25 protein-coding genes are annotated in these 24,343 nt (G+C 44.2%); 15 read left to right on the top strand and 10 right to left on the bottom strand.

Annotated elements, in window-relative coordinates:
- The first annotated feature begins 82 nt into the window (after positions 1-82).
- Positions 83-655 (top strand): prepilin-type N-terminal cleavage/methylation domain-containing protein, encoded by a 573-nt coding sequence (locus K5Q92_RS14820; protein WP_220769761.1) that lies wholly within the window; start codon positions 83-85, stop codon positions 653-655.
- 89 nt (positions 656-744) lie between these two features.
- Here the strand turns inward: K5Q92_RS14820 and K5Q92_RS14815 are convergent, their stop codons facing one another.
- The 3 genes from K5Q92_RS14815 to K5Q92_RS14805 all read right to left on the bottom strand — a co-directional run bounded on the left by K5Q92_RS14815 (position 745) and on the right by K5Q92_RS14805 (position 3,868).
- Positions 745-1,239: a CreA family protein gene (locus K5Q92_RS14815; RefSeq protein WP_259649587.1), complete on the bottom strand. Its 495-nt coding sequence runs from the start codon at positions 1,237-1,239 to the stop codon at positions 745-747.
- A gap of 125 nt (positions 1,240-1,364) precedes the next feature.
- A complete protein-coding gene (gene yegD, locus K5Q92_RS14810; RefSeq protein ID WP_220769760.1) occupies positions 1,365-2,732 on the bottom strand; it encodes a molecular chaperone in 1,368 nt (455 codons plus the stop codon).
- Between the two features lie 161 nt (positions 2,733-2,893).
- On the bottom strand, positions 2,894-3,868 hold the full coding sequence (locus tag K5Q92_RS14805) for a rhodanese-related sulfurtransferase (RefSeq protein WP_220769759.1): 975 nt from the start codon (positions 3,866-3,868) through the stop codon (positions 2,894-2,896).
- Between the two features lie 270 nt (positions 3,869-4,138).
- Here K5Q92_RS14805 and K5Q92_RS14800 point away from each other — a divergent pair, with 270 nt between their 5' ends.
- Positions 4,139-4,786 (top strand): glutathione S-transferase, encoded by a 648-nt coding sequence (locus K5Q92_RS14800; protein WP_220769758.1) that lies wholly within the window; start codon positions 4,139-4,141, stop codon positions 4,784-4,786.
- Between the two features lie 37 nt (positions 4,787-4,823).
- Here the strand turns inward: K5Q92_RS14800 and K5Q92_RS14795 are convergent, their stop codons facing one another.
- Both K5Q92_RS14795 and K5Q92_RS14790 read right to left on the bottom strand, forming a co-directional pair.
- On the bottom strand, positions 4,824-5,525 hold the full coding sequence (locus tag K5Q92_RS14795; RefSeq protein ID WP_220769757.1) for a bifunctional 2-polyprenyl-6-hydroxyphenol methylase/3-demethylubiquinol 3-O-methyltransferase UbiG: 702 nt from the start codon (positions 5,523-5,525) through the stop codon (positions 4,824-4,826).
- A gap of 174 nt (positions 5,526-5,699) precedes the next feature.
- Positions 5,700-6,305, bottom strand: a complete 606-nt coding sequence (locus K5Q92_RS14790) for a LysE family translocator (protein ID WP_220769756.1) — start codon at positions 6,303-6,305, stop codon at positions 5,700-5,702.
- A gap of 172 nt (positions 6,306-6,477) precedes the next feature.
- Between K5Q92_RS14790 and K5Q92_RS14785 the strand changes: the two genes are divergently transcribed.
- Positions 6,478-7,839, top strand: coding sequence for a PLP-dependent aminotransferase family protein (locus tag K5Q92_RS14785; protein ID WP_220769755.1), 1,362 nt, complete (start codon positions 6,478-6,480; stop codon positions 7,837-7,839).
- 127 nt (positions 7,840-7,966) lie between these two features.
- On the opposite strand, the gene K5Q92_RS14780 is transcribed toward K5Q92_RS14785, so the two are convergent.
- Positions 7,967-8,443 (bottom strand): glycine zipper 2TM domain-containing protein, encoded by a 477-nt coding sequence (locus K5Q92_RS14780; RefSeq protein ID WP_220769754.1) that lies wholly within the window; start codon positions 8,441-8,443, stop codon positions 7,967-7,969.
- A 54-nt stretch (positions 8,444-8,497) separates the two neighbouring features.
- Here K5Q92_RS14780 and aat point away from each other — a divergent pair, with 54 nt between their 5' ends.
- From aat to infA, 3 genes are all read left to right on the top strand, one after another.
- Positions 8,498-9,214: a leucyl/phenylalanyl-tRNA--protein transferase gene (gene aat, locus K5Q92_RS14775; RefSeq protein ID WP_220769753.1), complete on the top strand. Its 717-nt coding sequence runs from the start codon at positions 8,498-8,500 to the stop codon at positions 9,212-9,214.
- Entirely contained in the window at positions 9,198-9,923 is a 726-nt protein-coding gene (locus K5Q92_RS14770; RefSeq protein ID WP_259649586.1) for an arginyltransferase, read from the top strand. Before aat ends, K5Q92_RS14770 begins: the two co-directional genes overlap by 17 nt.
- A gap of 114 nt (positions 9,924-10,037) precedes the next feature.
- Positions 10,038-10,256 (top strand): translation initiation factor IF-1, encoded by a 219-nt coding sequence (gene infA / locus K5Q92_RS14765; RefSeq protein WP_005500725.1) that lies wholly within the window; start codon positions 10,038-10,040, stop codon positions 10,254-10,256.
- Between the two features lie 142 nt (positions 10,257-10,398).
- On the opposite strand, the gene clpA is transcribed toward infA, so the two are convergent.
- A complete protein-coding gene (gene clpA, locus K5Q92_RS14760; protein WP_220769751.1) occupies positions 10,399-12,657 on the bottom strand; it encodes an ATP-dependent Clp protease ATP-binding subunit ClpA in 2,259 nt (752 codons plus the stop codon).
- A 37-nt stretch (positions 12,658-12,694) separates the two neighbouring features.
- Positions 12,695-13,003: an ATP-dependent Clp protease adapter ClpS gene (clpS, locus tag K5Q92_RS14755; protein ID WP_220769750.1), complete on the bottom strand. Its 309-nt coding sequence runs from the start codon at positions 13,001-13,003 to the stop codon at positions 12,695-12,697.
- Positions 13,004-13,242: 239 nt separating this feature from the next.
- Here clpS and cspD point away from each other — a divergent pair, with 239 nt between their 5' ends.
- Positions 13,243-13,449: a cold shock domain-containing protein CspD gene (gene cspD, locus K5Q92_RS14750; protein ID WP_202720094.1), complete on the top strand. Its 207-nt coding sequence runs from the start codon at positions 13,243-13,245 to the stop codon at positions 13,447-13,449.
- Positions 13,450-13,619: 170 nt separating this feature from the next.
- Here the strand turns inward: cspD and K5Q92_RS14745 are convergent, their stop codons facing one another.
- Positions 13,620-15,845: an NADP-dependent isocitrate dehydrogenase gene (locus K5Q92_RS14745; protein WP_220769749.1), complete on the bottom strand. Its 2,226-nt coding sequence runs from the start codon at positions 15,843-15,845 to the stop codon at positions 13,620-13,622.
- A 301-nt stretch (positions 15,846-16,146) separates the two neighbouring features.
- Between K5Q92_RS14745 and K5Q92_RS14740 the strand changes: the two genes are divergently transcribed.
- The 6 genes from K5Q92_RS14740 (at position 16,147) to K5Q92_RS14715 (ending at position 21,989) form a co-directional block, all read left to right on the top strand.
- Positions 16,147-16,854: an rRNA large subunit pseudouridine synthase E gene (locus tag K5Q92_RS14740; RefSeq protein ID WP_220769748.1), complete on the top strand. Its 708-nt coding sequence runs from the start codon at positions 16,147-16,149 to the stop codon at positions 16,852-16,854.
- Positions 16,847-17,299 (top strand): NUDIX hydrolase, encoded by a 453-nt coding sequence (locus K5Q92_RS14735; protein WP_220769747.1) that lies wholly within the window; start codon positions 16,847-16,849, stop codon positions 17,297-17,299. The genes K5Q92_RS14740 and K5Q92_RS14735 overlap by 8 nt, the downstream gene beginning before the upstream one ends.
- 304 nt (positions 17,300-17,603) lie before the next feature.
- On the top strand, positions 17,604-18,719 hold the full coding sequence (gene mnmA, locus K5Q92_RS14730) for a tRNA 2-thiouridine(34) synthase MnmA (RefSeq protein WP_220769746.1): 1,116 nt from the start codon (positions 17,604-17,606) through the stop codon (positions 18,717-18,719).
- A 3-nt stretch (positions 18,720-18,722) separates the two neighbouring features.
- Positions 18,723-19,340 (top strand): high frequency lysogenization protein HflD, encoded by a 618-nt coding sequence (gene hflD, locus K5Q92_RS14725; protein WP_220769745.1) that lies wholly within the window; start codon positions 18,723-18,725, stop codon positions 19,338-19,340.
- A 31-nt stretch (positions 19,341-19,371) separates the two neighbouring features.
- Positions 19,372-20,742: an adenylosuccinate lyase gene (gene purB, locus K5Q92_RS14720; protein ID WP_220769744.1), complete on the top strand. Its 1,371-nt coding sequence runs from the start codon at positions 19,372-19,374 to the stop codon at positions 20,740-20,742.
- Between the two features lie 116 nt (positions 20,743-20,858).
- On the top strand, positions 20,859-21,989 hold the full coding sequence (locus K5Q92_RS14715; RefSeq protein ID WP_220769743.1) for a cupin domain-containing protein: 1,131 nt from the start codon (positions 20,859-20,861) through the stop codon (positions 21,987-21,989).
- Between the two features lie 77 nt (positions 21,990-22,066).
- Here K5Q92_RS14715 and K5Q92_RS14710 read toward each other — a convergent pair whose 3' ends face one another.
- Positions 22,067-22,492 (bottom strand): DUF4826 family protein, encoded by a 426-nt coding sequence (locus K5Q92_RS14710; RefSeq protein WP_220769742.1) that lies wholly within the window; start codon positions 22,490-22,492, stop codon positions 22,067-22,069.
- A 263-nt stretch (positions 22,493-22,755) separates the two neighbouring features.
- Here K5Q92_RS14710 and K5Q92_RS14705 point away from each other — a divergent pair, with 263 nt between their 5' ends.
- Both K5Q92_RS14705 and K5Q92_RS14700 read left to right on the top strand, forming a co-directional pair.
- Positions 22,756-23,787, top strand: a complete 1,032-nt coding sequence (locus K5Q92_RS14705; RefSeq protein WP_220769741.1) for a Glu/Leu/Phe/Val dehydrogenase dimerization domain-containing protein — start codon at positions 22,756-22,758, stop codon at positions 23,785-23,787.
- A 192-nt stretch (positions 23,788-23,979) separates the two neighbouring features.
- A complete protein-coding gene (locus K5Q92_RS14700; protein WP_220769740.1) occupies positions 23,980-24,324 on the top strand; it encodes a hypothetical protein in 345 nt (114 codons plus the stop codon).
- Positions 24,325-24,343: the final 19 nt, after the last annotated feature.

The raw sequence follows: 24,343 nt of genomic DNA, 5'->3' as shown, positions 1-24,343 counted from the left end.
AAAAGATTATTTATTTTAGCTATTAGAGTAAATACTTTATTATTAAATAACGTAGACTCCCTAATTCTAGAGATTATTTTTGATGCGTCGCCCTAACACTTCCAAAGGTTTTACCCTAATCGAGCTTGTCGTTGTGATTATTGTGCTAGGTATTTTAGCTGTTATCGCAACCGCAAAATATGTCGACCTTAAGCGGGAAGCCGAAGTTGCACGGGTAAAAGCAACCGCTGCGGCACTGCAGCAATCCATCACCTTCTCCCATACCAAATGGCAGCTTATCGCTGGCAATGGTGCGTTGAATGATCTGCCTGATTACGCAGGTGGAAAACTCGATATGAATAGCCATGGTTACCCACTTGGGATAGATAAAGGCAACCCGATGAGCAAACCTAAAAATATCGGTAAAGGTGAACAAGGCTGCGTCGATCTTTGGAATACACTGCAAGAGGATCCCGCATCAGTATCTCTGTCGAGCGTCAATAACGATAGCGACTTCCAAGCTTACCGTCATCAGGCAGAGGTTAACCCCGATGGGGAAACCCAATGTACCTATGTACTGCGCACTCTTGGCGATATCAAAGACAGGCAGCAAGCCGATATTAAGATCGTGTACGACTCAGTAACAGGCAGTGCCACGGCGCTGATTAACAAATAACGCTTCTATAAGCATATTAATAAAAAGGGCGAATAATATTCGCCCTTTTTAATGCATCACTAATCTCACCATGCTGTGAGTTAATCAACTCAGTGGGTATTAACTGCACCACCCGCAATCCACGCCTGCGTCCCATAAAGCGGTACTGTCGACAACGCATGTTTATGGCTGCCATTGGTCTCTTTGGTCGAATACGACAGATACAACAAGGTTTGATTCTCAGCATCATAGATTCGGCGCACTTTGAGCGACTTAAATAAAATGCTTAAAGATTCTTTAAACACCACTTCACCATTTTTGCTCTTGTCGATATTAGCAATTTCAGCTGCGGTGATCGGTCCAGTTTGACGGCATGAGATACTCATATCCGATGGATCCGCAAGACTTAAGTCCGCTTCGATACGACTAATATGGCAAGTGACCCCAGGAATTTTGGGATCGTGCCTAGCATCGATAATCACATCCTTTGTGGTAAATAGGCCTAAGCTCACCTTACCCACATCATCGCCACAACCACTTAACGCAAGCGTTGCAGTGAGTGACAATCCTAAGCTGATTAACAGCCCTTTTCTTAAGCCTTTCATGTCAATTCCTTAAGGTAATGACTCACTCTTTCTCTAAACTTAAACACATAACAAATCGATGCCTAGTTTACCTGAGCTACTTTACATAATTAAAGCGAAGCAATACTCAGGTAATAACACTCAGGCTAAGCAAACACACGTTGCGCCCAACGTGTTAAACCTGCGGTCACACTACCGAAGTGATCCCCAACAACGATTGGGATCTCAGGGAATAAACCTGAGATGCGTTTATAGATAGCAGGGCTTCTCGCCGTACCGCCTGTCACATAAATACGGTCTGGCATCACACCCGCTTGCTCAAGAGCTTCTCGCATCAAGGCCTCAACCTTTGACAAGGGGATCGTAATCGCTGCTTCAAAATCGCTTTCGCTTACCCTAGCATTTAAATCACCTTGAATATATTCCAGCGGCGTATCCACCTCTGGCGTGCTAGATAGCGCAATCTTACTTTGCTCAGCACTACGCACCAGTTTATAGCCTAGCTGCTGTTTTTGTACTTTTAACAAACGCTCGATAAGCTCTGGCTTTTGCGCATCTTTTATCAAATCTTCGATTAACTTCTTCGAAGCCAAAGTACTAAAGTCACGCTGAGCACTGATGTCATTTACCGCTACCGCATTCCAAAATGGTTTGCTAGGAACCGGCAGTTGGTTGACCATCAAACTCCCCAAGCCAAGATGTGGCATAAAAGATGCCATAGACAGTGCGATATCTAAATCATTACCACCTATCCGCTGCCCACTATGACCTAAGAAATCGGCGCTTCGATCACGATTATCAATATGATTTGGCCCCATTTTTACCATAGAGCAGTCCGTTGTACCACCGCCGACGTCAACTACCAGTACAGTGAGGTTTTCATCGAGTGAAGCCTCATAGTCCATCCCCGCAGCCAAAGGTTCAAATAGAAAATCGACTTCGGTGAAACCCGCACGGCTGGCAGCAAGTGATAAGATCGCCTCGGCCTGCTGATTACTCTGCTCGCCACCAATGCCTTGAAAGTTAACCGGACGTCCTATCACTGCATGGGTGATTTTCTGCGTGGGTGCAAAGTTGCTTTCAGCCTGTTGTTTAATATGCATCATCATTAGCGTGACAATATCTTCAAACAAGGCTATTTGGTTGTCTCTTAAGCCCGTGGCACCAAGAAAAGATTTTGGTGAGCGAACATAAAACCCTTCATCAGGCATATCCAAATAGGCTTCAACTGCCTGTTCGCCAACAAATACCGCTTGTTCATTAGGTAACAAATCAAGCTCTCGACGTGCTGCTTGCGCACGGCTTAATTGAGCGGCACGCGCCCTTGCATATTCAGGACGCATTGCTTGAGGTAACTGATTAAGTACAGCCTCGGCAATCAACTCTCGATCCATTGCATACAAGGTTGAGCTTAAGTATTTAGCGTCACCGGATAAGGGAACCAAACGCACTTCGCCGCCTTCAATTACACCAATAGCGCAGTTAGCACTACCGTAGTCAAAACCTACAAACATCCCCTATCCCTCAAACGGTAAAAAAGTCGTGCAAAATAGCACAGTCAGACCTCCGGAAAAAGTACATTTTGCAAATAAAAAAGCAGCCATACGGCTGCCTTCAAATATTGATGACTTCTTATTAAGCGTTATAACAAAGTTTTGCTAATAGTTTATGTACCCTAGCGATTTTGCGCTTGCTTAACGCGCGCTTTAGTGGCGCGACGTGCTTCAATCACTTGACTGACATCACTACCAATATGGACTTCTCCCCGCTGTTTTGATAACTGCACTTGACGCTCTCGCTCCATAAATCGCTGTTTCTGCTTATCACTGATCTTATCAATGCAATGTAAACAACTCACACCTTGGACAAAACTCTCGAGAGCCATCTCTTCTGTGGTGATCGGCATACGGCAAGCATTACATTGACTGTATTGGCCTTTCTCTAAACTGTGGTTAACCGCTACACGGTTATCAAACACGAAGCATTCACCTTGCCACAAGCTCTCTTCTTGCTTAACTTCTTCTAGATATTTTAAGATCCCACCTTCGAGATGATAAACCTCATCGAAACCTTGCTCTTTTAAATAGGCCGTTGATTTTTCACAGCGGATCCCGCCAGTACAAAACATTGCGACTTTTTTATGCTTTGCCGGATCCAAGTTTTGCTTCACATACTCAGGAAACTCTCTAAAAGTTGCAGTTTCTGGATCGACAGCGTTTTTAAAAGTACCGATTTGGATCTCATAATCATTACGAGTATCCACCAAGATGACCTCAGGATCGGATATCAACTGATTCCAATCTTTTGGCTTCACATAAGTGCCAACCACTTTATTAGGGTCAATACCTTCGATGCCCATAGTTACTATCTCTTTTTTCAGCTTTACCTTAGTACGATAAAATGGCATCTCCTCATCAAAAGAGAGTTTATAAACAATATTGTCTAAGCCCGGTTGCTCCCCAAGCCACGCTAGAAGCGCATCAATAGCAGTCTGCGAACCTGCGATCGTTCCGTTAATGCCCTCTTTGGCTAACAATAACGTCCCTTTAATTCCAGAGCTTTCCATTGCCCTAAATAATGGTGCTTGCAGCGCTTTAAACTCTGGTAAAGCCACAAATTTATACATGGCACAGACAACGACTTTTGACATCTTTTTCCCTTATTACGGCGAGCTGAAGCTTAATCTTCAGTGCGGTTAATACTGACGGGCAAACCTGCGCAACCCGTCAAAATAAAGCGCAAAGTCTACATGGATCACACAAACACAAACAGGGATAAAATGTAGGGTTACTTAGCAGGGGAAGTTTCAACAAGTATTAATCATAAATAAGTCATGCTATTTTCATTAACATTAATGATTGTTATTTAACAGTTAAACGTTGAAAATAGTGATACAGCCACAGTTAATTAAGATCTGCTTATGTCTCTGCCTATACTCTACTCTTTCAGACGTTGTCCCTACGCAATGCGGGCTCGTTTAGGTATTTTATTATCTGGTCAAAAAGTTAATCTTAGAGAGATAGTGCTAAAGCATAAGCCTGAAGCCATGCTTGTCGCATCACCTAAAGGCACTGTGCCAATTATGATTTTGCAAGATGGGAGTGTGATTGAAGAGAGTATAGAGATCATGTGTTGGGCTTTAATGAAAAGTGATCCTCACAACCTATTGCTTAGCAATAATCCACAACAACAGGAGATCGCTCAAGCACTTATTCACGCCAACGATAATCAATTCAAACCTTGGTTAGACAAGTATAAATATGCCGATAGGCACCCAGAGCATAGTGAGCAATACTACCGTCAGCAAGGGGAGTTATTTATCAACCAACTTGAAAGCTTATTGTCAAAGCATCCACAGCTCTTAGGCAGTACCTCCTCTATCGCCGATTACGCTATCTACCCCTTTATCCGCCAGTTCGCTTCGGTAGATAGAGCTTGGTTTGATACGAGTAATTATCCGAATCTGCAGCGCTGGCTAAATGCGCATATTGAAAGCAATGATTTTAAGGCAATAATGCAGAAATACCCCACTTGGCTTGAGAGTGGTGAGAGCTTTGAATTTGGTTAACAGAATAATACCAATAGGCAGCGACAAGACACCCATCTCAGCGGCTCTGTAGCGATACATTGTCTTTTACTGCCTCGATAAATATTCTAGCTTTAAAGTATCGCCCTATTACTGGTACAAAAGAGATGGGATGTAGCGCCCGCAAAACATTATAATGAGCAATCAACTTAGATTTGCCTATTGAAAAGCCTGCACTTTTCAATAAATCACAATTGCTCTGAAGATCCCGTACCGCTATATGTTCAGGAAACTGCTTAACGATGAAGTTATGTTTCTTCATCATCTCAAGAAAGAAGTCTGCGTTAGGGGTATGAATGTAAAGCTTACCGCCCTCTTTTAAAGAGGAGTTGATCGCCTTTAAAATGTCCAGCCACTCTTTGTCATACACATGCTCTGAAAAGTCCATGGCAAAGGCCAAGTCAAAAACAGCTTGGTTGTTTGAGCAAAATGTTAAAATATCCGCGCATACAAAATTAATGTTAGAGCCTGAGTGCTGGTTCTTGCACTTAGCGGCCTCAATAAACTGCTTCGAAAAATCGATACCGGTATAGCTATCGACTCTATCTGCAAGCAAGGGAACGAGCATACCGCTACCACAGCCAAAGTCTGCAACCTTATGATTTTTAGACACGGGTAGCGAGTGGATGAGGCGAGCTAACCTAAATTGAGACTGTTCTTTTTCAAAGGATGCAACATATGCCTTGCCATGCATCTGCTTTAGCTTTTCTTTTGATAACATTAAGTTTCCTCACTAGGCGATATTAAAAATTCCCGCTTAACACCTCACTTAAGATTAGCCAATAAATCCATAAATGGGCATTTAGCCCACACTCCCCTCCTGCAATAGATACTGCCTAGCGTTTGGCGAGTTCCTGGCGACCGTGCAAATGTTTTGCCCCTATATCGCAAAGCATTAGCGAATAAGCATAGGAATCGTAACCAACAGTAATCCCCCCATACACCAATTAAAGCCTTTTCTTCTACTTGACGTATTAAGCTTATTACGAATTGCCGCCCCTAAAACCGCCCAAGTAAAAGATGCGGGAAAACCTATAATGTTAAACACCAATACTCCCATAATGGCGCTAAGCCAATAACTATCACCCGAAACGGTAAAAGCGGTGCATAATGTAATTGTTGCAAGCCAAGATTTGGGGTTTATCCATTGAAATAATGCAGCCTCTTTAATTGTCATAGGTTGGCGTTCAAACTGCATTGGCTCATTATCAACTGGCATAGAGATTATGCGGTAGCAAAGAAATAACAGATAAGCGAGCGATGCCATTCTCAGCCCTTGATGCATCATGGGCCAAACATCAAAAAGACTACCAAGCCCCAATAGTATTGCGAAATGCAGCAGAGTCTGGCCAACTCGGATCCCTATTAGGTGGGGCAATGTACGCCTAACACCAAAATTGGCACCCGATGTTGCCAGCAGTATATTATTTGGCCCAGGGGTCATCGTCATGGTTGCGCAAAATATTGCCGCTGAAATCATTAAAGCCCACATATTATCCATCACCCACCTCTACTATTTGACTCAAACCACTTTCTTGCATCTATTTCGTATCAAACACGGCTAACGTTCGCGTTTAACAACAAAATCATTTGTATGCATACAATAGTTGACACAATTCAAACTAGATCTGCATAATAATCAATACAAATTCGAACACAATGGTTTTATTGTCATGGGTACAATTTGGAGTCCGGACTTAGAAAGTTACACAGGTGCTAAGTATTTACGCCTCGCACAGGCGGCAGAAGATGCCATAAAAAGCGGGGCTCTCATGGCAAATGCTAAGTTGCCTCCTCAAAGGTTGCTCGCCGACAAATTAGGCGTCACAGTCGGCACTGTTACCCGAGCCTATGCACTGCTCGAGCAACGAGGATATGTACAAGCGAAAGTAGGAGCTGGAACTTTCGTCAAGCCCAGCGATTATCAAGCTGCGGATCAGAGAGTAAACTTTGCCACCTGCCAACAGCCTTTCACTAACCAGACAGCCATTTTAAGCGATGCTCTCGCTCAACTCGCCAAGACACCACTGCGTTTGACTCAATTGATGCAATATCATGCAGAGCCATTGCCGGAGCATCAGCGCAAGTTCAGCCAATGGTTACACAGGCGTAATATCCAGCAAATGAGCGAGCAAATTGTATTTACCCATGGTGGACAACAGGGGATCTTTTCGATTCTAAACGGTTTGATGCACGCAGGAGAATCATTACTTTGCGAAGCAAGTTGCTACCCCGGGATCCATACCGCAGCAGAGCAGTTAGGACTAAGAGCCCACCCCGTATCATTGACTGATGAAGGGCTAGATTTAACGGAACTGGAGCAAAAAATGGTTCAGTTTAAGCCTAAGGTGCTCTATTTGACGCCAAATAATCAAAACCCTACCTGTATCCAATACAGTAACCATCAACGTGAGGCGATTATCGCGTTAGCTAGACACTATCAAGTCGTGATAATCGAAGATGATGTGAACTACTGTCTGCCTGATGAATGGCATACACCTATGTGGTCACTCGACCAAGCTGGCAATGAGGATGAGCAGTGCGTAATTTACCTGTCTAGCTTATCGAAAATGTTTTGTGGCGGATTGCGACAGGGCTTCATGCTCATTCCCAGTAAGTTTATTGGTTCCATCAAAAAAGCGGTTTATAGTCAATGCTGGATGGTGTCATCACTCAACACCGAGCTTGCCTGCAGGATCATCGAAAATAGCAATTTCATGGGACAACGAGAGCAACAGGTAGCCGCTCGACAAGCACTGTGCATCGATATGGGAAAGCGACTTCGGCTCAAACAAAATTGGCGTGGCCTCAATGGCTGGCTGCAACTCAAGGCGCCACTCAAGGCCCACCATGTGGTGACCGCCTTAGCGCAAAAAGGAATACTCATTCGCAATGGTGATGACTTTAACAATCATGATAACTGCATTCGCCTCAGCATTGGCGGCGCCCACGATGAGCAGCTATTTGAAGAGCAGCTAGACATTATCGAGTCCACCATACGCCAGCTCAATCAATCAGCCTACTCAGTCGTATAAATCTTTGCGATTAATTGGCAACTAAAGTGTGTTTACGGCTATAGCTATGGTTATGAGTCCTAAGAGATAGAAAAGCCGCTAAGTTAGCGGCTTTTCTATGATTGAGAGACGATTTGATGGGTCATAGCTACATCTGACGATCGACCCTGACATACCCTCTCAGGTAAACCACCCTAACCTCGTCGTTGACATTAAATATCATGCCGGGATCTAAATCTTGAAGCACCATCACCTGCTCGCCAGTATCTAGAGCAATCATCATCTCGACTAACCTTAGCTCTTGATAATAGGAGCTATCGCCATATCGATTAGCCACTCCAGCGCCCAATAGTGCGCCTAAAACCGTTGCCACATCCTGACCTGAGCCGCCACCAAACTGATGACCGATAACGCCACCTATCAAGGCGCCGCCGAAGGTTTTCCAGCCAGTATTGCGATCTTCTACCAGCTGTTTCTCGGTAATATTACGCACCGAGATGACCTGTCCGAACTCCACTTTTTCCACTGGCACCGCCTGATTACGGTCATAGGGCGCAGCGAATGAACTCGGTATAGCAAAAAATAAACAGATAACCGTGAAAACAATAAGATGATGTTTCAACATAAGCCTTTTTCCGCTAACTTTAAGGATAAGTATATTTATTAATCTTACTCAATTGTGAACTCACTGTCCTATTTAAATCATACGCAGCAAGGTTTCCCACCTCCCGAGCAAGCCTTGAGCGAGCCTAATGGTTTGCTCGCCGTCGGCGGAGACTTAAGGCCCGAGCGCTTACTCAACGCCTACTACAACGGTATTTTTCCGTGGTTTAACCTCGATGATCCCATTTTGTGGTGGTCACCCGACCCCCGCGCGGTGTTTGTGCCCGGTAATATGAAAATCAGCCGCAGCTTAGTTAAATACCTTAAAAAACAAGATTGGACCTACACGATTAATCATGACTTTAACGCGGTCACAGCTGGCTGCGCCGAGCCTAGAGCTGGGCAAGATGGCACATGGATCTCTAGCGAAATCCAACAAGCCTATCTGGCTTTACATCAGCAAGGCCATGCTCACTCCCTAGAGGTTTGGCAAGGCAATGAATTGATTGGTGGGCTATATGGGTTGGCTATTGGCCAAGTTTTTTGTGGTGAATCCATGTTTCATCGTACAACGAATGCCTCTAAAGCTGCTATGATCGTATTACAGCAACATTTACAACGCAGTGGTTTTAAGCTCATCGATGCGCAGGTGGTGAATCCACATCTAGACAGCCTCGGAGCTAAATCCATTAAACGTGATGATTTTCTCAAGCTATTGGCCCATCTAAGGGATGGTACTGTTAAAGCCAATTGCTGGCGCAAATCCGAGGTATTCATTGAACTCAAAATCTAGACCCGTCACTGTCGGTAGAACCAAAGTTTTTCCTTGTAGTTACCTAGACAACCAGCAAGAGCAGTTACTGGTCTTACAAGAAGATGTGATCGACCCAAGCTTGTTCGAGCAACTGCTTGCTCTCGGTTTTCGACGCAGCGGCAGCATGATCTATAAACCTCAGTGTCCTCTGTGCAGCGCATGCCTTCCCATTAGGCTAGATATGGACGAATTTAAACTCTCTAAGAGACAGAAGAGAACATTAAAAAACAATCAAGATTTAAGCTGGAAGATAGTCGATCATAAAACACCTCAGCAATATGAGCTGTATGAGCGGTATGTTAATACTCGACATGGTGACGGTCCTATGTACCCAGCAACACCTGAACAGTACGACAGCTTTGCCACCGCCGCCTGGATACAACCACTGTTTATCGAACTAAGTCTCGATGGTGAACTTGTTGGTGTGGCAGTTACCGATGTGCTTCCTCATAGCCTGTCGGCTATCTATAGTTATTTTGCACCAGAGTTACATAAACGCTCATTAGGTAGTTTACTTATTTTGCTGCAAACCCAGATTGCTAAGATGATGAAGAAGCAATATTTATATCTTGGCTATCAGATTGATGAGTCAAGAAAAATGAACTACAAACGCGATTACCGACCTCACCAAATTCTGACACATTCAGGCTGGGTGAGCGAAATCGAGATAAAAAACATTACTAATTAAGGCACAACGGGGCTGAGCAGAGGGTGTTCTAGATAACTTTGCTTTACAGCAGCATGAATTTGCGGCATGATACGCCCGTTTTTATTATTTGAAGGCTAACAGGATAACTGATTAATGGCGAAAGAAGACAACATTGAAATGCAAGGCACAATCCTTGAAACCTTGCCAAATACAATGTTTCGTGTAGAACTTGAAAATGGGCATGTCGTTACGGCACACATTTCAGGAAAAATGCGTAAAAACTACATCCGTATTCTAACGGGTGACAAGGTAACGGTTCAGCTGACACCTTACGATTTGAGCAAAGGACGCATCGTCTTCCGTTCACGCTAAGTTATTAGCCTATATAACGTATATTAAAAAGCCGGCAATGCCGGCTTTTTGTTGTCTGTAATATACTGTTATCACACTTTGAACCAGAGCCAATAAACGACAAGCGAATGCCACCTATTGACCCTTAACAGTTCATATCAGCCTAATGAGCGACTTTCTCAAGTGACTCGGTGGTGATCACAATGTCATCACCTTTGGCATCGACACGGGCAACACCGCCCTTCTCTAGCTCACCAAATAAGATCTCATCGGCTAAAGGTCGCTTAATAAGCTCTGTCACCACTCGCGCCATTGGGCGTGCGCCCATCGACTTGTCATAGCCTTTCTCCGCCAATAGCGTTCGGGCTTCATCACTGACTTCGAGCGTCACCGACTTATCATCAAGTTGAGCTTGCAACTCGACTAAGAACTTATCGACCACTTTAGCGATAACGGTCATATCGAGATGGTTGAACCAGATAATCGAGTCGAGTCGATTACGGAACTCAGGTGAGAACACCTTATTGATTTCCGATAGCGCATCTTGGGTATGATCTTGCTGTTTAAAACCTATCGATTTACGAATGGTTTCTTGAACACCCGCATTGGTGGTCATCACTAAGGTGACATGCCTAAAGTCAGCCTTACGACCGTTGTTATCGGTCAATGTACCGTGATCCATCACCTGCAGCAGCAAGTTGTACACATCAGGGTGGGCCTTCTCGATCTCATCGAGCAGGACAACACAATGAGGATTCTTAATCACCGCATCGGTTAACAAGCCGCCCTGATCGTAGCCAACATAGCCTGGTGGAGCACCAATCAAGCGTGACACAGTATGGCTTTCCATATATTCTGACATATCGAATCTAACCAGATTCAGACTTAAACATTTGGCAAGCTGACTCGTCACTTCTGTTTTACCCACACCAGTGGGACCAGCAAACAGGAAGCTACCCACAGGTTTATTTTCCCCGCCGAGTCCGCTTCGAGACAAGCGAATCGCCGAGCTAAGCCCCTCAATCGCTGGATCCTGGCCAAATACCACCATCTTAAGGTTACGCTCAAGATTCTTAAGCATATCCTTATCAGAGCTCGATACCGACTTCTCAGGAATACGCGCCATCTTGGCGATAATCGCTTCGATCTCTGACTGACCGATGGTCTTTTTACGTTTGCTCGCAGGCTGCATCGCCATACGCGCTCCCGCTTCATCGATCACATCAATCGCTTTGTCTGGCAAATGCCTGTCGTTAATGTGTTTATCAGATAGCCTTGCCGCAACACTCAAAGCCGCCAAGGTATAACGCACATTGTGGTGCTCTTCATACTTTGCCTTAAGACCCTGCAATATCTTAGTGGTCTCGGCGACAGACGGCTCGTTGATATCGACCTTTTGAAAACGACGGGCAAGTGCACGATCTTTCTCAAAAATACTCTGATACTCTTGGAACGTCGTTGAGCCCATACAGCGTAACTTACCACTAGATAAGAGCGGCTTAAGTAAGTTAGAAGCATCCATGACGCCGCCAGAAGCAGAGCCCGCACCAATAATAGTGTGGATCTCATCGATAAACAAAATAGCGTGTTCATCGTTCGCCAATTCTTTTAGCAGGCCTTTAAAGCGCTTCTCAAAATCACCGCGATATTTTGTACCCGCAAGCAATGCACCTAAATCGAGCGAGTATACGGTCGCTTCGCTCATCACCTCGGGCACTTCTTCCTTCACTATGCGATAAGCCAAGCCTTCGGCAATCGCGGTTTTACCAACCCCCGCCTCACCCACCAGCAAGGGATTGTTCTTGCGACGACGGCATAGAATTTGGATAGAACGCTCAATTTCATCGGTACGCCCAATTAGCGGGTCGATATTACCGCTCTTAGCGAGCTCATTTAAATTAGCGGTAAACTGAGACAGGATACTACGCTCTTCTTCGGTCTCGGTTTGATCTTCAATACGGTGAGGCTCTGAATCAGTATCGATATCGTTTTTAGAAAAACCATGGGAGATATAATTGACCACATCTAGACGCGTTACATCACCAGTGCGGAGCAGGTAAACCGCTTGAGACTCCTGCTCACTGAAAATAGCGACTAAAACATTGGCACCAGTAACTTCGTTGCGGCCAGATGATTGCACATGAAATACGGCGCGCTGCAGTACACGTTGAAAACCGAGTGTCGGTTGAGTCTCTTTTTCGTCCTCAGGATCGGAAATAATAGGTGTAGTTTGTTCAATGAAGCTTGAGACTTCATCTCTTAATTTCTCAAGATTTGCTCCGCAAGCAACTAACGCCTCTTGTGCGGCTGGGTTATCGATTAATGCCAACAACAGATGCTCAACCGTCATGTATTCATGACGTGCATCTCTGGCTTGCTGAAAAGCCAGGTTTAAGGTGACTTCAAGATCTTTATTTAACATAAGCACCCCCTAAAAAATAACTACAGATTCGGCCAAATCAGGCCTCCTCTAATGAACACAGTAACGGATGTTGGTTTTGTCTTGCAAATTGATTTACTTGCGCAACCTTAGTTTCGGCAATACCAAAAGGGTAAATTCCGCAGATCCCTTTTCCTTTATGATGGATTGCCAGCATGATTTCCGTCGCTTGCTGCTCATCTTTCTTAAAAAACAGTTGTAAAATCTCAATGACGAAGTCCATCGGTGTGTAATCATCATTGTTTAAAATCACTTTATACATAGAAGGACGTTTAAATTCTGATTCAACACTCTCTTCTACATGCTCAATATTTTCTGTTCTGCTCATATTTCAATATTAGCCTCTAGTTTTGGCTTGTACCAATTGATAATGTAACTCTGTCTGTTTGTTCAACAAATCATATCGAATTACTTTCAGGTACGACTTGTTACTATTTGTTGCTTTTTTGTTAATTTTACCTTGACAACCACTTATTCAGCTTTCATTCTGTTCATTAAGCGAGGAGTTTCCTCGTTGATAAGTTTTACTATCTTACTGGGAAGTAGACAACAGAAGGAAGTGGAAGTATGGCAAGCGGAACTGTTAAATGGTTCAACAACGCCAAAGGATTCGGGTTTATATGCCCTGATGCTGGCGGTGAAGACGTTTTTGCGCACTATTCTACCATTGAAATGGAAGGCTATCGAACTCTAAAAGCAGGCCAACCAGTCAATTTTGAAGTAGAAGCAGGTCCAAAAGGGATGCACGCATCAGCAATATCGCCAACAAACTAATACTTATCTAAATAAGTATGTGTTCAAAGTAAAATTGAGCAAGTACTTGTTTAGCTTGGTGTAAGTTGCGATAAGAGATAAAAAAAGCAGAGTAGTTATCCTACTCTGCTTTTTTATTGCTTCACATTCAAGAAAAGAAGGCCTGTATGTGACAACAGGCCTCCACTAGACTAACCAGTAATCAATCCATTGAGTGTGGCACTCGGGCACATCGCTGCCTTGGCTTTACTCGCATCTAAACGGTAATAGCCGCCCAAATCAACAGCTGGCCCTTGGACACCATTTAACTCAGCAACAATCTTATCTTCGTTACTTGTCAATGCTTCAGCCAACTCTGCAATCTCTGCTTGTAATTGAAGATCTTGCGTTTGTGCTGCAACGGCTTGTGCCCAGTACATCGCCAAATAGAAATGGCTACCTCGGTTATCAAGTTCACCTACACGGCGTGAAGGAGACTTGTTGCTGTCGAGGAATTGACCGATGGCAACATCAAGGGTGTCGGCTAGAACTTGAGCCTTTGCGTTGCCCGTTGTTTGGCTTAGGTGTTCTAACGAAGCAGCCAGTGCAAGGAATTCACCTAATGAATCCCAACGCAAGTGACCCTCTTTCTCAACCTGCTGAACATGCTTAGGCGCACTACCACCCGCTCCAGTTTCAAATAAGCCGCCACCATTCATTAGTGGCACGATTGACAACATCTTAGCACTGGTACCTAGCTCTAAAATTGGGAACAGATCCGTTAGGTAATCGCGTAAAACATTACCGGTTACCGAAATGGTATCCTTACCGGCTTTAACGCGCTCCAATGTAAAGCGCGTTGCTTTAACTGGTGACATGATATGAAGCTCAAGATCTGATGTGTCGTGATCTTTAAGGTAAAGTTCTACTTTCTTAATGATTTCAGCATCATGTGCACGCGCAGCATCTAACCAGAATACTGCAGGAGTAGCAGACAAGCGTGAACGGTTAACCGCAAGTTTCACCCAGTCGCGGATAGGCGCATCTTTAACCTGACACATTCTAAAGATATCGCCTTGCTCAACTTGGTGAGACATTAAAACTTTACCGGTTTGATCAACAACGTTCACTGTGCCAGCGGCTGCAATTTCAAACGTCTTGTCATGGCTACCGTATTCTTCGGCTTTTTGTGCCATAAGACCAACGTTTGGCACGCTGCCCATGGTGCTTGGGTCGAATGCACCGTTATTGATGCAAAAATCAATCGTCTCTTGGTAAACACCTGCATAACAACGATCAGGAATCATCGCCTTCATATCTTTTAGCTGACCATCTGGGCCCCACATTTGACCAGAGGTACGAATAGCAGCAGGCATAGAAGCATCAATAATGACATCACTTGGTACATGTAAGTTAGTGATCCCACGGTCGGAATCCACCATTGCAAGCTCAGCACGATTTGCGTAAACCGCGGCCAAGTCAACTTCAATTTCAGCTTTTTGATCACTTGGTAATGTGGCTATTTTTGCATAAACATCGCCAATACCATTGTTAACATCGACACCAAGCTCTTCAAATAGCTCGCAATATTTAGCAAACACATCCTTGTAGTAAACTTTTACTGCATGACCAAATAAGATTGGGTCAGATACTTTCATCATGGTGGCTTTTAAGTGCAGCGACAGTAATACATCTTGCTCTTTAGCCAAATTAGTTTCACGCTCATAAAATTCGACCAATGCTTTTTTGCTCATCACAGCCGAGTCAACAACCTCACCCGCTTGCAGAGCAATACCGTCTCGTAGCACAAGCTCAGAACCATCTGCTTTGCTTAGTACAATAGAGACACTGCCCGCATCAGCAACCGTGACCGACTTTTCACTACCGAAAAAATCCCCTTCACTCATGTGAGCAACATGCGACTTAGACTCAGGGAGCCATTGGCCCATAGAGTGCGGGTTTTTCTGTGCAAACTTTTTGACCGAACTTGGCGCACGACGATCAGAGTTGCCTTCACGTAATACAGGGTTTACCGCACTGCCTTTAATCTTGTCATAACGCGCCTGGATCTCTTTTTCAGCTTCGTTTGCTGGCTCGTCAGGGTAGTTAGGGATGTCATAACCCTTGTTCTGTAACTCAAGAATACATGCCTTAAGTTGAGGGATTGATGCACTAATGTTAGGCAGCTTAATGATGTTTGCCTCTGGCTTTTTCGCCAACTCGCCCAGTTCAGCAAGTGCATCACCAATGCGTTGCTCAGCGGTTAGTTTCTCAGGGAAGTTAGCAATCACCCGCCCAGAAAGAGAAATATCGCGAGTTTCTACGTCGACGCCTGCGGTTTGAGTGAACTTTTGAATAATAGGTAACAAAGAGAGTGTAGCTAATGCTGGTGCTTCATCTGTTTCGGTATAGATGATCGTTGATATCTTATCGTTCATTTTGTGTCCTACATTGATTTGAATTTATGATTTTTATAATTATTGTGTTTTTCTTAGATTAAAAAATCGGTTGTGAACTAACCCTACCGGTTTGTTTTATTGATGATAACTTATGCTACTTTGCGCGTAATAAGCCAACAAGATTATTCGCCGCAACTCTCACAAATAAAAATAATTAGTTGCGGATCACACTTTTTAGGTGCCGACATCATAAAACATTCCACGCAATATTCAAATTCCACTAATAGCCAATGCGCAGTACAATAGGTAAATATCATTCAAAGATGAAAAGTATTGCAGCGTGACACAGCCATTTTCAAAAAAAACACCGATAAAAAAAAGCAACAAGACTCGCTCTTCAGGCTTTCCCAGCAGTGCCAGCAACAAACCAGCGGCTAAGCCTCAGAGTAGAGCCAACAGCAGAAGCCGACCGAAAGCTAAAACGGTTTCCAATCCTGTCATAGTACTATTTAACAAACCTTTTGACGTGTTGTGTCAGTTTACCGATGAACAAGGTAGGCAAACCCTTAAAGACTATATCCCTGTACCCGGTGTTTATGCCGCTGGGCGTTTAGATAGGGACAGTGAAGGATTACTTCTGCTCACTAACGACGGAAAGTTACAATCCCAACTTACTGAACCAAAAAAGAAAACTTATAAAACCTATTGGGCCCAAGTCGAAGGTGTGCCAACAGATGAGGATCTTGAGAAGTTACGCCTAGGCGTTGAACTAAAGGATGGCATGACTCTCCCAGCTAAAATCCAAATTATGGACAACCCAAAAGTATGGCCAAGAACCCCACCTATCCGAGAAAGAGCCAATATTCCGACTACTTGGCTGGAGATTCAGATCTGTGAAGGTCGTAACCGCCAAGTTCGACGCATGACGGCCCACATTGGCTTTCCAACCTTAAGATTAATCCGCTATAAAATAGGCCAATGGAGTCTAGATGATCTTAATAATGGTGAGTTTAAACAAATCGATATAAAAAGTACTCGTAATGGCTGAGCGTTATAGACCCTACACCACTGTAGCTTGCGTTATCGAGGCTCAGGGGAAATACCTTATTGTAGAAGAGTTGATTGATGGGCAACTTAAATACAATCAACCTGCAGGGCACATCGAAGCCGATGAATCGATAACTGACGCCTGTATTCGTGAAATTAAAGAAGAGACAGGTTTAACTATCCAACCACAGGGGCTTGTCGGGATCTACCAGTACCGTGCAAGTGACACCCTCTCATTTGTACGCTATACCTTTTTTGTAAAATTAGACAAAGCGTTAGCTTCAAAGCCAGAGGATCCCGCGATCAATGCGACCAAGTGGTTGAGCCTTGATGAAATCGACCAGTTAAGCGACTCTCATCGCAGTCCTTTAGTGCTTAAATCTCTCAAGGATTACTTGTCTGGTAGGCACTATCCATTGGAGATTATTGATGATGAATATGTCTAGGCTTAACCGCCTCGCCAGCCACAAGCGCCTAAAACATGACTAACCTAGGCTTTATCAGTGTTCTTGCTGCCTGAAAGCCGCCCGTAATGTCGCTTTCAGCCCCCGTGAATCGCTAATATTTACCCCGAAGGTTGATAAAGGCAAAAGATAAAGACCTGCTAGATAGCCCAGCCCCATAATGCATGATAGAATATGCCCCCGCAGAAAGCCGCGGTCTGAAACCAGCACCTCGCCTGAATAAGCCATTCAGCGATCTGTTGATTCGTAGCAATATTCAGTAAACACAAAGGTTTTTTTAGGATTTATGACGTCAATCGAACCCACTCATCTTGGTAAAAAAGTCATCGTCGGCATGTCCGGTGGTGTAGATTCATCAGTTTCAGCCTACCTGTTAATGAAACAGGGCTATCAGGTTGAAGGCCTGTTCATGAAGAACTGGGAAGAAGATGACACGGATGAATATTGCGCAGCCGCAGAAGACCTGAAAGATGCACAAGCTGTTTGTGACAAGCTTGGTATTAAATTGCATACGGTTAACTTTGCCTCTGAATACTGGGACAACGTGTTTGAGTACTTCTTAGCCGAGTACAAAGCTGGCCGTACCCCGAATCCAGATATCATGTGCAACAAAGAGATTAAGTTTAAGGCTTTCCTTGAATTTGCAGATGAGATCTTAGATGCCGACTATATCGCTATGGGTCACTATGTTCGCCGACGCGATATCGATGGTACTAGCCAAATGCTACGTGGTATCGACGGCAATAAAGATCAAAGCTACTTCCTCTACACCTTAAGCCACGAGCAAGTTGCTCGTTCGCTATTTCCTGTAGGTGAATTAGAAAAGAGCGAAGTACGTGAGATCGCCAAAGAGATGGGCCTAATCACCCACGATAAGAAAGACAGCACAGGGATCTGTTTTATCGGTGAGCGTAAATTTACCGATTTCCTACAAACTTTCTTGCCGGCTCAACCTGGTAATATCGAAACCAGCGAAGGCGAAGTGATCGGTACTCACCAAGGTTTGATGTATCACACCCTTGGGCAGCGCAAAGGTTTAGGTATTGGTGGCTTGAAAAATAGCAGCGAAGACCCTTGGTATGTTGTCGAGAAAGATCTTGTACGCAATGTGCTAATCGTAGGTCAAGGTGGCAACCACCCTCGCCTAATGTCAGATGGTTTAATTGCCAACCAATTACATTGGGTTGATAGAAAAGGCCCCGCCGACGGCGCTCAAATTACCGTTAAAACCCGTTATCGCCAGCAAGATGTGCCTTGCCGCGTAACCTATGGCAGCGATGATGTGTTACGCGTCATGTTTGATAACCCAGTTGCAGCTGTAACGCCAGGGCAGTCGGCTGTATTTTATGATGGTGAAATTTGTCTTGGTGGCGGCATTATTGACGCACTAATAAGAGATTAATCAATGAGTGATCAGCTGTTTGAACGTACGATGGCCTTTGCGGGTATTTTACAAGCTGTGGCCCAAGTTCAGTATATTGCAAGACATGGTGACTCAGATAAAGAGGCATTAGCAGCCAGCCTGCAATCAATTTTGGTCACCAATCCAGAGAGCACCAGCGATGTTTATCCTGATAAATTTGCTTTGCGCAAAGGCTATGAGCTAATAGTTAGTCAGCTTGGCGATGAAAAACAGAAGGATGTTGAGGTCACTCGCTACCTCGTAGGTATTTTAGCATTGGAGCGCAAACTGACGCGCTCTTCTAATGCCATGGGGATGCTTAGCGAGCGTATCAACCAAATCCATCGTCAACTCAGTCACTTTGAGATCACCGACGAGCAAGTGATTGCCAATTTTGCCGGTATTTATAGCGACATCATTAGTGAGCTTGGTCCTAAATTGCAGATCTCTGGCAATCCAGAGTTTCTAAAACGTACCCAAACACAACAAAAAATTCGTGCCCTATTGCTGTCGGCTATGCGCAGTGCAGTGCTATGGCGCCAATTAGGAGGCAAGCGTAGGCACCTTGTCTTCGCAAGAAAAACAATAGTAGATACAGCTATGAAAAGCCTCACCCTATAATTTTAAGCTAAGTTCATCCAAGGAGCTTCTAATGGAACTTTCCGCACTAACTGCTATCTCTCCGGTAGACGGTCGTTATGGTAGTAAAACCGCCTCATTAAGAGGGATTTTCAGCGAGTACGGCCTGACCAAATACCGTGTTCAAGTCGAAATTAACTGGCTAAAGCTGCTTTCAAGCTGCCCAGAAATTGAAGAAGTTCCACCTTTTAGCGAAGCTGCATTGGCTTTGCTCGATCAAATCAAAGATAACTTTAGCGAAGCAGACGCACTGCGCGTTAAAGAAATTGAAGCGACCACCAACCACGACGTTAAAGCTGTTGAATACTTTATTAAAGAACGCATCGCCGATAATGCAGAGTTAGTTGCTATTGACGAGTTTGTTCACTTTGCTTGTACCTCTGAAGATATTAACAACCTTTCTCACGCATTAATGTTAACAGAAGCACGTGACCAAGTGGTTGTGCCTTATTGCCAGAAAATTGTTGATGCTATCAAGACGCTAGCAAGAGATTACAAGTCAGTACCACTGATGTCTCGTACTCACGGCCAGCCAGCTTCACCTTCAACCCTTGGTAAAGAGATGGCTAACGTTGCAGTACGTTTAGAGCGCCAGCTAACTCAGGTTTCAAATGTTGAAATCATGGGTAAAATCAATGGTGCAGTAGGTAACTACAACGCTCACCTTTCGGCTTATCCTGAAGTTGACTGGCACGCACTATCACAGCGCTTCGTAACAAGCCTAGGCATCAACTGGAACCCATACACCACTCAAATCGAGCCACACGATTACATCGCAGAACTGTTTGATGCTCTAGCGCGCTTCAACACAATTTTGATCGATTTTGACCGTGATATTTGGGGTTACATCGCACTGGGTCACTTTAAGCAAAAGACCATTGCTGGTGAAATTGGTTCTTCAACCATGCCTCATAAAGTTAACCCTATCGATTTTGAAAACTCTGAAGGTAACTTAGGTATTGCTAACGCATTAATGCAGCACCTAGCGGCTAAACTGCCAGTATCTCGCTGGCAGCGTGACCTTACTGACTCGACAGTGCTACGTAATCTCGGTGTTGGTATGGCTCACTCACTGATCGCCTATCAATCAACATTAAAAGGGATCAGCAAGCTACAAGTTAATGAAGAGCAGCTACGCAAAGAGCTTGATGGCAACTGGGAAGTCCTAGCAGAACCAGTACAAACGGTAATGCGCCGTTATGGCATCGAGAAGCCATACGAGAAGCTAAAAGAGCTAACTCGCGGTAAGCGTATCGATGGTGAGCAATTAGCAGTCTTCATTGATGGTCTTGAGCTACCAGAAGAAGTGAAAGTTGAATTGAAGAAGATGACGCCCGCTAACTATATTGGCCGTGCTGAAGCTTTTGTTGACGAATTAAACTAACGCGCTATCGCGCGATTAGTTTGCCCATTGACTATAAATGGGGCGAATAAGGCGTTAAGCTTAGGCTTAACGCCTTTCTTTTATCTGTTTCATCAACTTCTGGCACCGTAGCATCTATGTATCATCTCAATTTCGCTCCAAAAACCTTTATCGAACAGTATTGGCAAAAAAAGCCGCTATTGATTAAAAACGCCTTTGAAAATTTTGAAGATATTATTACTCCTGATGAACTCGCAGGACTTGCTTGTGAAGACAGTGTGTCATCGCGGGTTGTCATAACCAAAGAGAACGACTGGCAGATCATCGAAGGCCCCTTCGAGGACTACGACCAATTTGGCGATAAGAATTGGCAATTACTCGTCCAAGCACTTAATCATTGGCACCCAGACTCAGCAGGTTTCATCAATGCTTTTCGTTTTTTGCCAGACTGGCGCTTCGATGACTTAATGGTCTCTTTTGCAACCCCTGGTGGTGGTGTCGGTGCCCATATCGATAACTACGATGTATTTATTATTCAAGGTGAGGGTGAGCGCCACTGGACCGTCGGTGACAAAGGGCTATACGCCCCTAAAAATAATGACCCGACCACGCCTCTAATCGAAGGCTTTGAGCCGATTATCGATGTGGTATTGGAAAAAGGCGACCTGCTGTATATTCCTCCAGGCTTTCCCCATCAAGGTCAAACGTTAACCACAGCCATGAGTTACTCCATGGGGTTTCGCGCCCCGAGTCAGCAAGAGCTATTTAGTGAAATCGCCGATAATCTAATCGATAACGCTACAGGACTAAAACGCTTCACCTCCCAGAGCGAACCCACACAAGCCAGTCAGGTAAGCACTCAACATCAACAGCATATGATGGCATTAATTGCAGAGTTTGCTGCTTGCCCAAACAGCTATCAGGCTGTGCTTGGAAAAATGTTAAGCCAAAACCGCTTTGAACTCGATCTGTGTGAACCTGAAGAAGAATACAGCGCAGAAGAGCTTGATGATTACATCTGTCAAGGCGCGCTTTTGTACCGAATTGGTGGACTCAAGTTATTACAACTCGAGGGCGACTGCACATCACGAGTATTTATCAATGGAGAGGCATTTGAATATCCAGAAGATATCGAAGAAAATATCACTCAATTAACTCAAAGGTTGAGTTTTGATAACCAACAAGCCGCACTCTTATTTCAATGCTCAGCAACAAAAGAACTCATATTAACTCTGCTTAATCGAGGCTACTTCTATTTCGGTGAGTAATGCTGGCAAAACCTCGGAGATCAAAAAAGGCATCTTAATGATGCCTCTTATCAATCGTTGTTGACTGCTATACCCAGCTAAGCGCTTGGCCCCCAGATAGAGTCGTCAGCCTGCATCTTATATAAGCTCTCAGCTCGTGACACTAATAACTGAGCAAATTTAGCTTGAGCAGGATCTTTGGTTAAACCTGAGCGCTGAATATTTTCAGCCTTCATCTGCCACATCATAGAGAAATGACGCACCGCGTCACGAGCGGTAGTCGCAACACTAATATCAACGTAATCAGACGGTAGATCACCTGACATCACCCAAAATGTTTTCTTGTTTGGCTTTTTAGAGTCGATTTTCCAGATTGCAACATAAGGCGCTAAATAGCGGCTTTCCTCAGGGTGAACTTTATCGGGCATGATGCCTTTTTCAGCCAAAAACTTATTTGCCTTTTGGAACTGAGTTCTAATCCATTCTTGTCTTAGTTGTTCTTGGTCTACTGCTTGTTCAGCCATTTAAACTTCCTTTCTTATTGTTATTTTTGTTTCTGTCTATCAGACAGTCAAAAACCTTGCACAGCTATCACGTCCAAATCAAGCTAATACTTTACGTTAACGTAAAGTGGAAAGCAAAATTGCCAGATAGGTCTCAAATTTTCCGAATCTTTACTTTGTTGAGAGTATCCCTAAATGCTATCGTTCTGCAATAAATATAACAAGCAGACCACACTGTATTAATATAGTCGTGGTAATTCGATGCTCACAGCGGAGATCAACAAGTGGCAGTTTTTAATCACATCTCTTTTGACGACCATGAACAGGTCGTATTTTGTCATGATAAAGAAAGCGGCTTAAAAGCCATTATCGCCATCCACAACACCAACCTTGGCCCTGCCGTTGGCGGCTGTAGAATGTGGAACTATGAGTCTGACGATGAAGCCATCACTGATGTATTACGCTTATCACGTGGTATGACTTACAAGAACGCCCTAGCTGGGTTAGCCATGGGCGGTGGTAAATCAGTGATTATCGCCGATCCAAAAGTACAAGATAGAGAGGCGCTTTTTAGAGCCTTTGGTCGTTGTATTCATACCTTAGGCGGTAAGTACTACTCAGCCGAAGATGTGGGAGTTTCAACCGCTGACATCATGATTGCCCATCAAGAAACGCCTTATATGGCAGGTTTAGAGGGTAAGAGCGGCGATCCATCTCCATTTACTGCGCTAGGTACCTATTTAGGGATTAAAGCGGCTGTTAAGCATCAGCGTGGCCTAGACAGCTTAAAAGGCCTTAAGATCTCCGTTCAAGGGGTTGGCCATGTAGGTTATTACCTATGCCGTCATCTACACGCTGAAGGCGCAGAGTTGATTGTCACCGATATTCATCAGTCATCACTAGACAGAGTGGCTAGCGAGTTTGGTGCAACGGTAGTGGCACCACAGGATATCTACCACCAAGATGTTGATGTGTATGCTCCTTGTGCCTTAGGTGCAACAATCAATGACATCACCATCCCGCTACTCAAGGCAACGATTGTTGCAGGTTGTGCCAACAATCAGCTTGCTGAAGTGCGTCACGGTGAGATGCTAAAAGATCTCGGTATTTTGTATGCTCCTGACTACGTAATCAATGCTGGCGGCATCATTAACGTCTCATTTGAAAAAGACTACGATGCCAGTGCTGCAACGGCAAAAGTTGAAGAGATCTACAACACCTTACTTACCATATTTGCTCAATCTGACGAACAAAACCGTACTACAGGTGACGTTGCCGATGAAATGGCAAGAGCCATTATAAATTCGGCAAAATAGACAAGCGAAACGCTAAAAAATACCCAGCTAATATCGCTGGGTATTTTTTTATCTTTAAAAATTGTGTCACCACAATTATCAAGTTCAACAAATAGATAAAAAGTAGCCTGTCACAATCAACTCAACCACACTGGCGAAGTTCACTTTCCTCTGCTTGAATTAAGGCCTTAACAAAAACAAAGAGGCCGCGCCATGGTGACTTTTAAGTATGCCCTCAATCAAGACGACATCGAGTTGCAAGCCAGTGATTGGTGCGGATTAGAACAAATTTTTATCAACGGTAAACGTGTTTCGAGTAAGCTTAATTTTGGACAGCAGAGTGAATACTCTCTGACGTTAAACGATGGAAAAACAGCTAAATTACAACTATTGCTCGACCCGATGACGGAACAACTCATCTGTCGGATTTACAAACAAAACAACTTGGTCACGAGCCTAAAGCAAGGAAAGCAAGAACTCTACCGTAGCCGCCAACAGATCCAACAAAGCATGTTAGCCATTGGCATAGTCATTGTGTTCTTGCTCACCCTTGGTTAATGACAGCTAGCTCTCTTAC

Source organism: Shewanella sp. MBTL60-007, from assembly GCF_019654915.1.
Classification (GTDB): domain Bacteria; phylum Pseudomonadota; class Gammaproteobacteria; order Enterobacterales; family Shewanellaceae; genus Shewanella.
The sequence above is the reverse complement of the archived record's forward strand: the minus strand, read 5'-3'. Positions and strand labels throughout refer to the sequence as shown.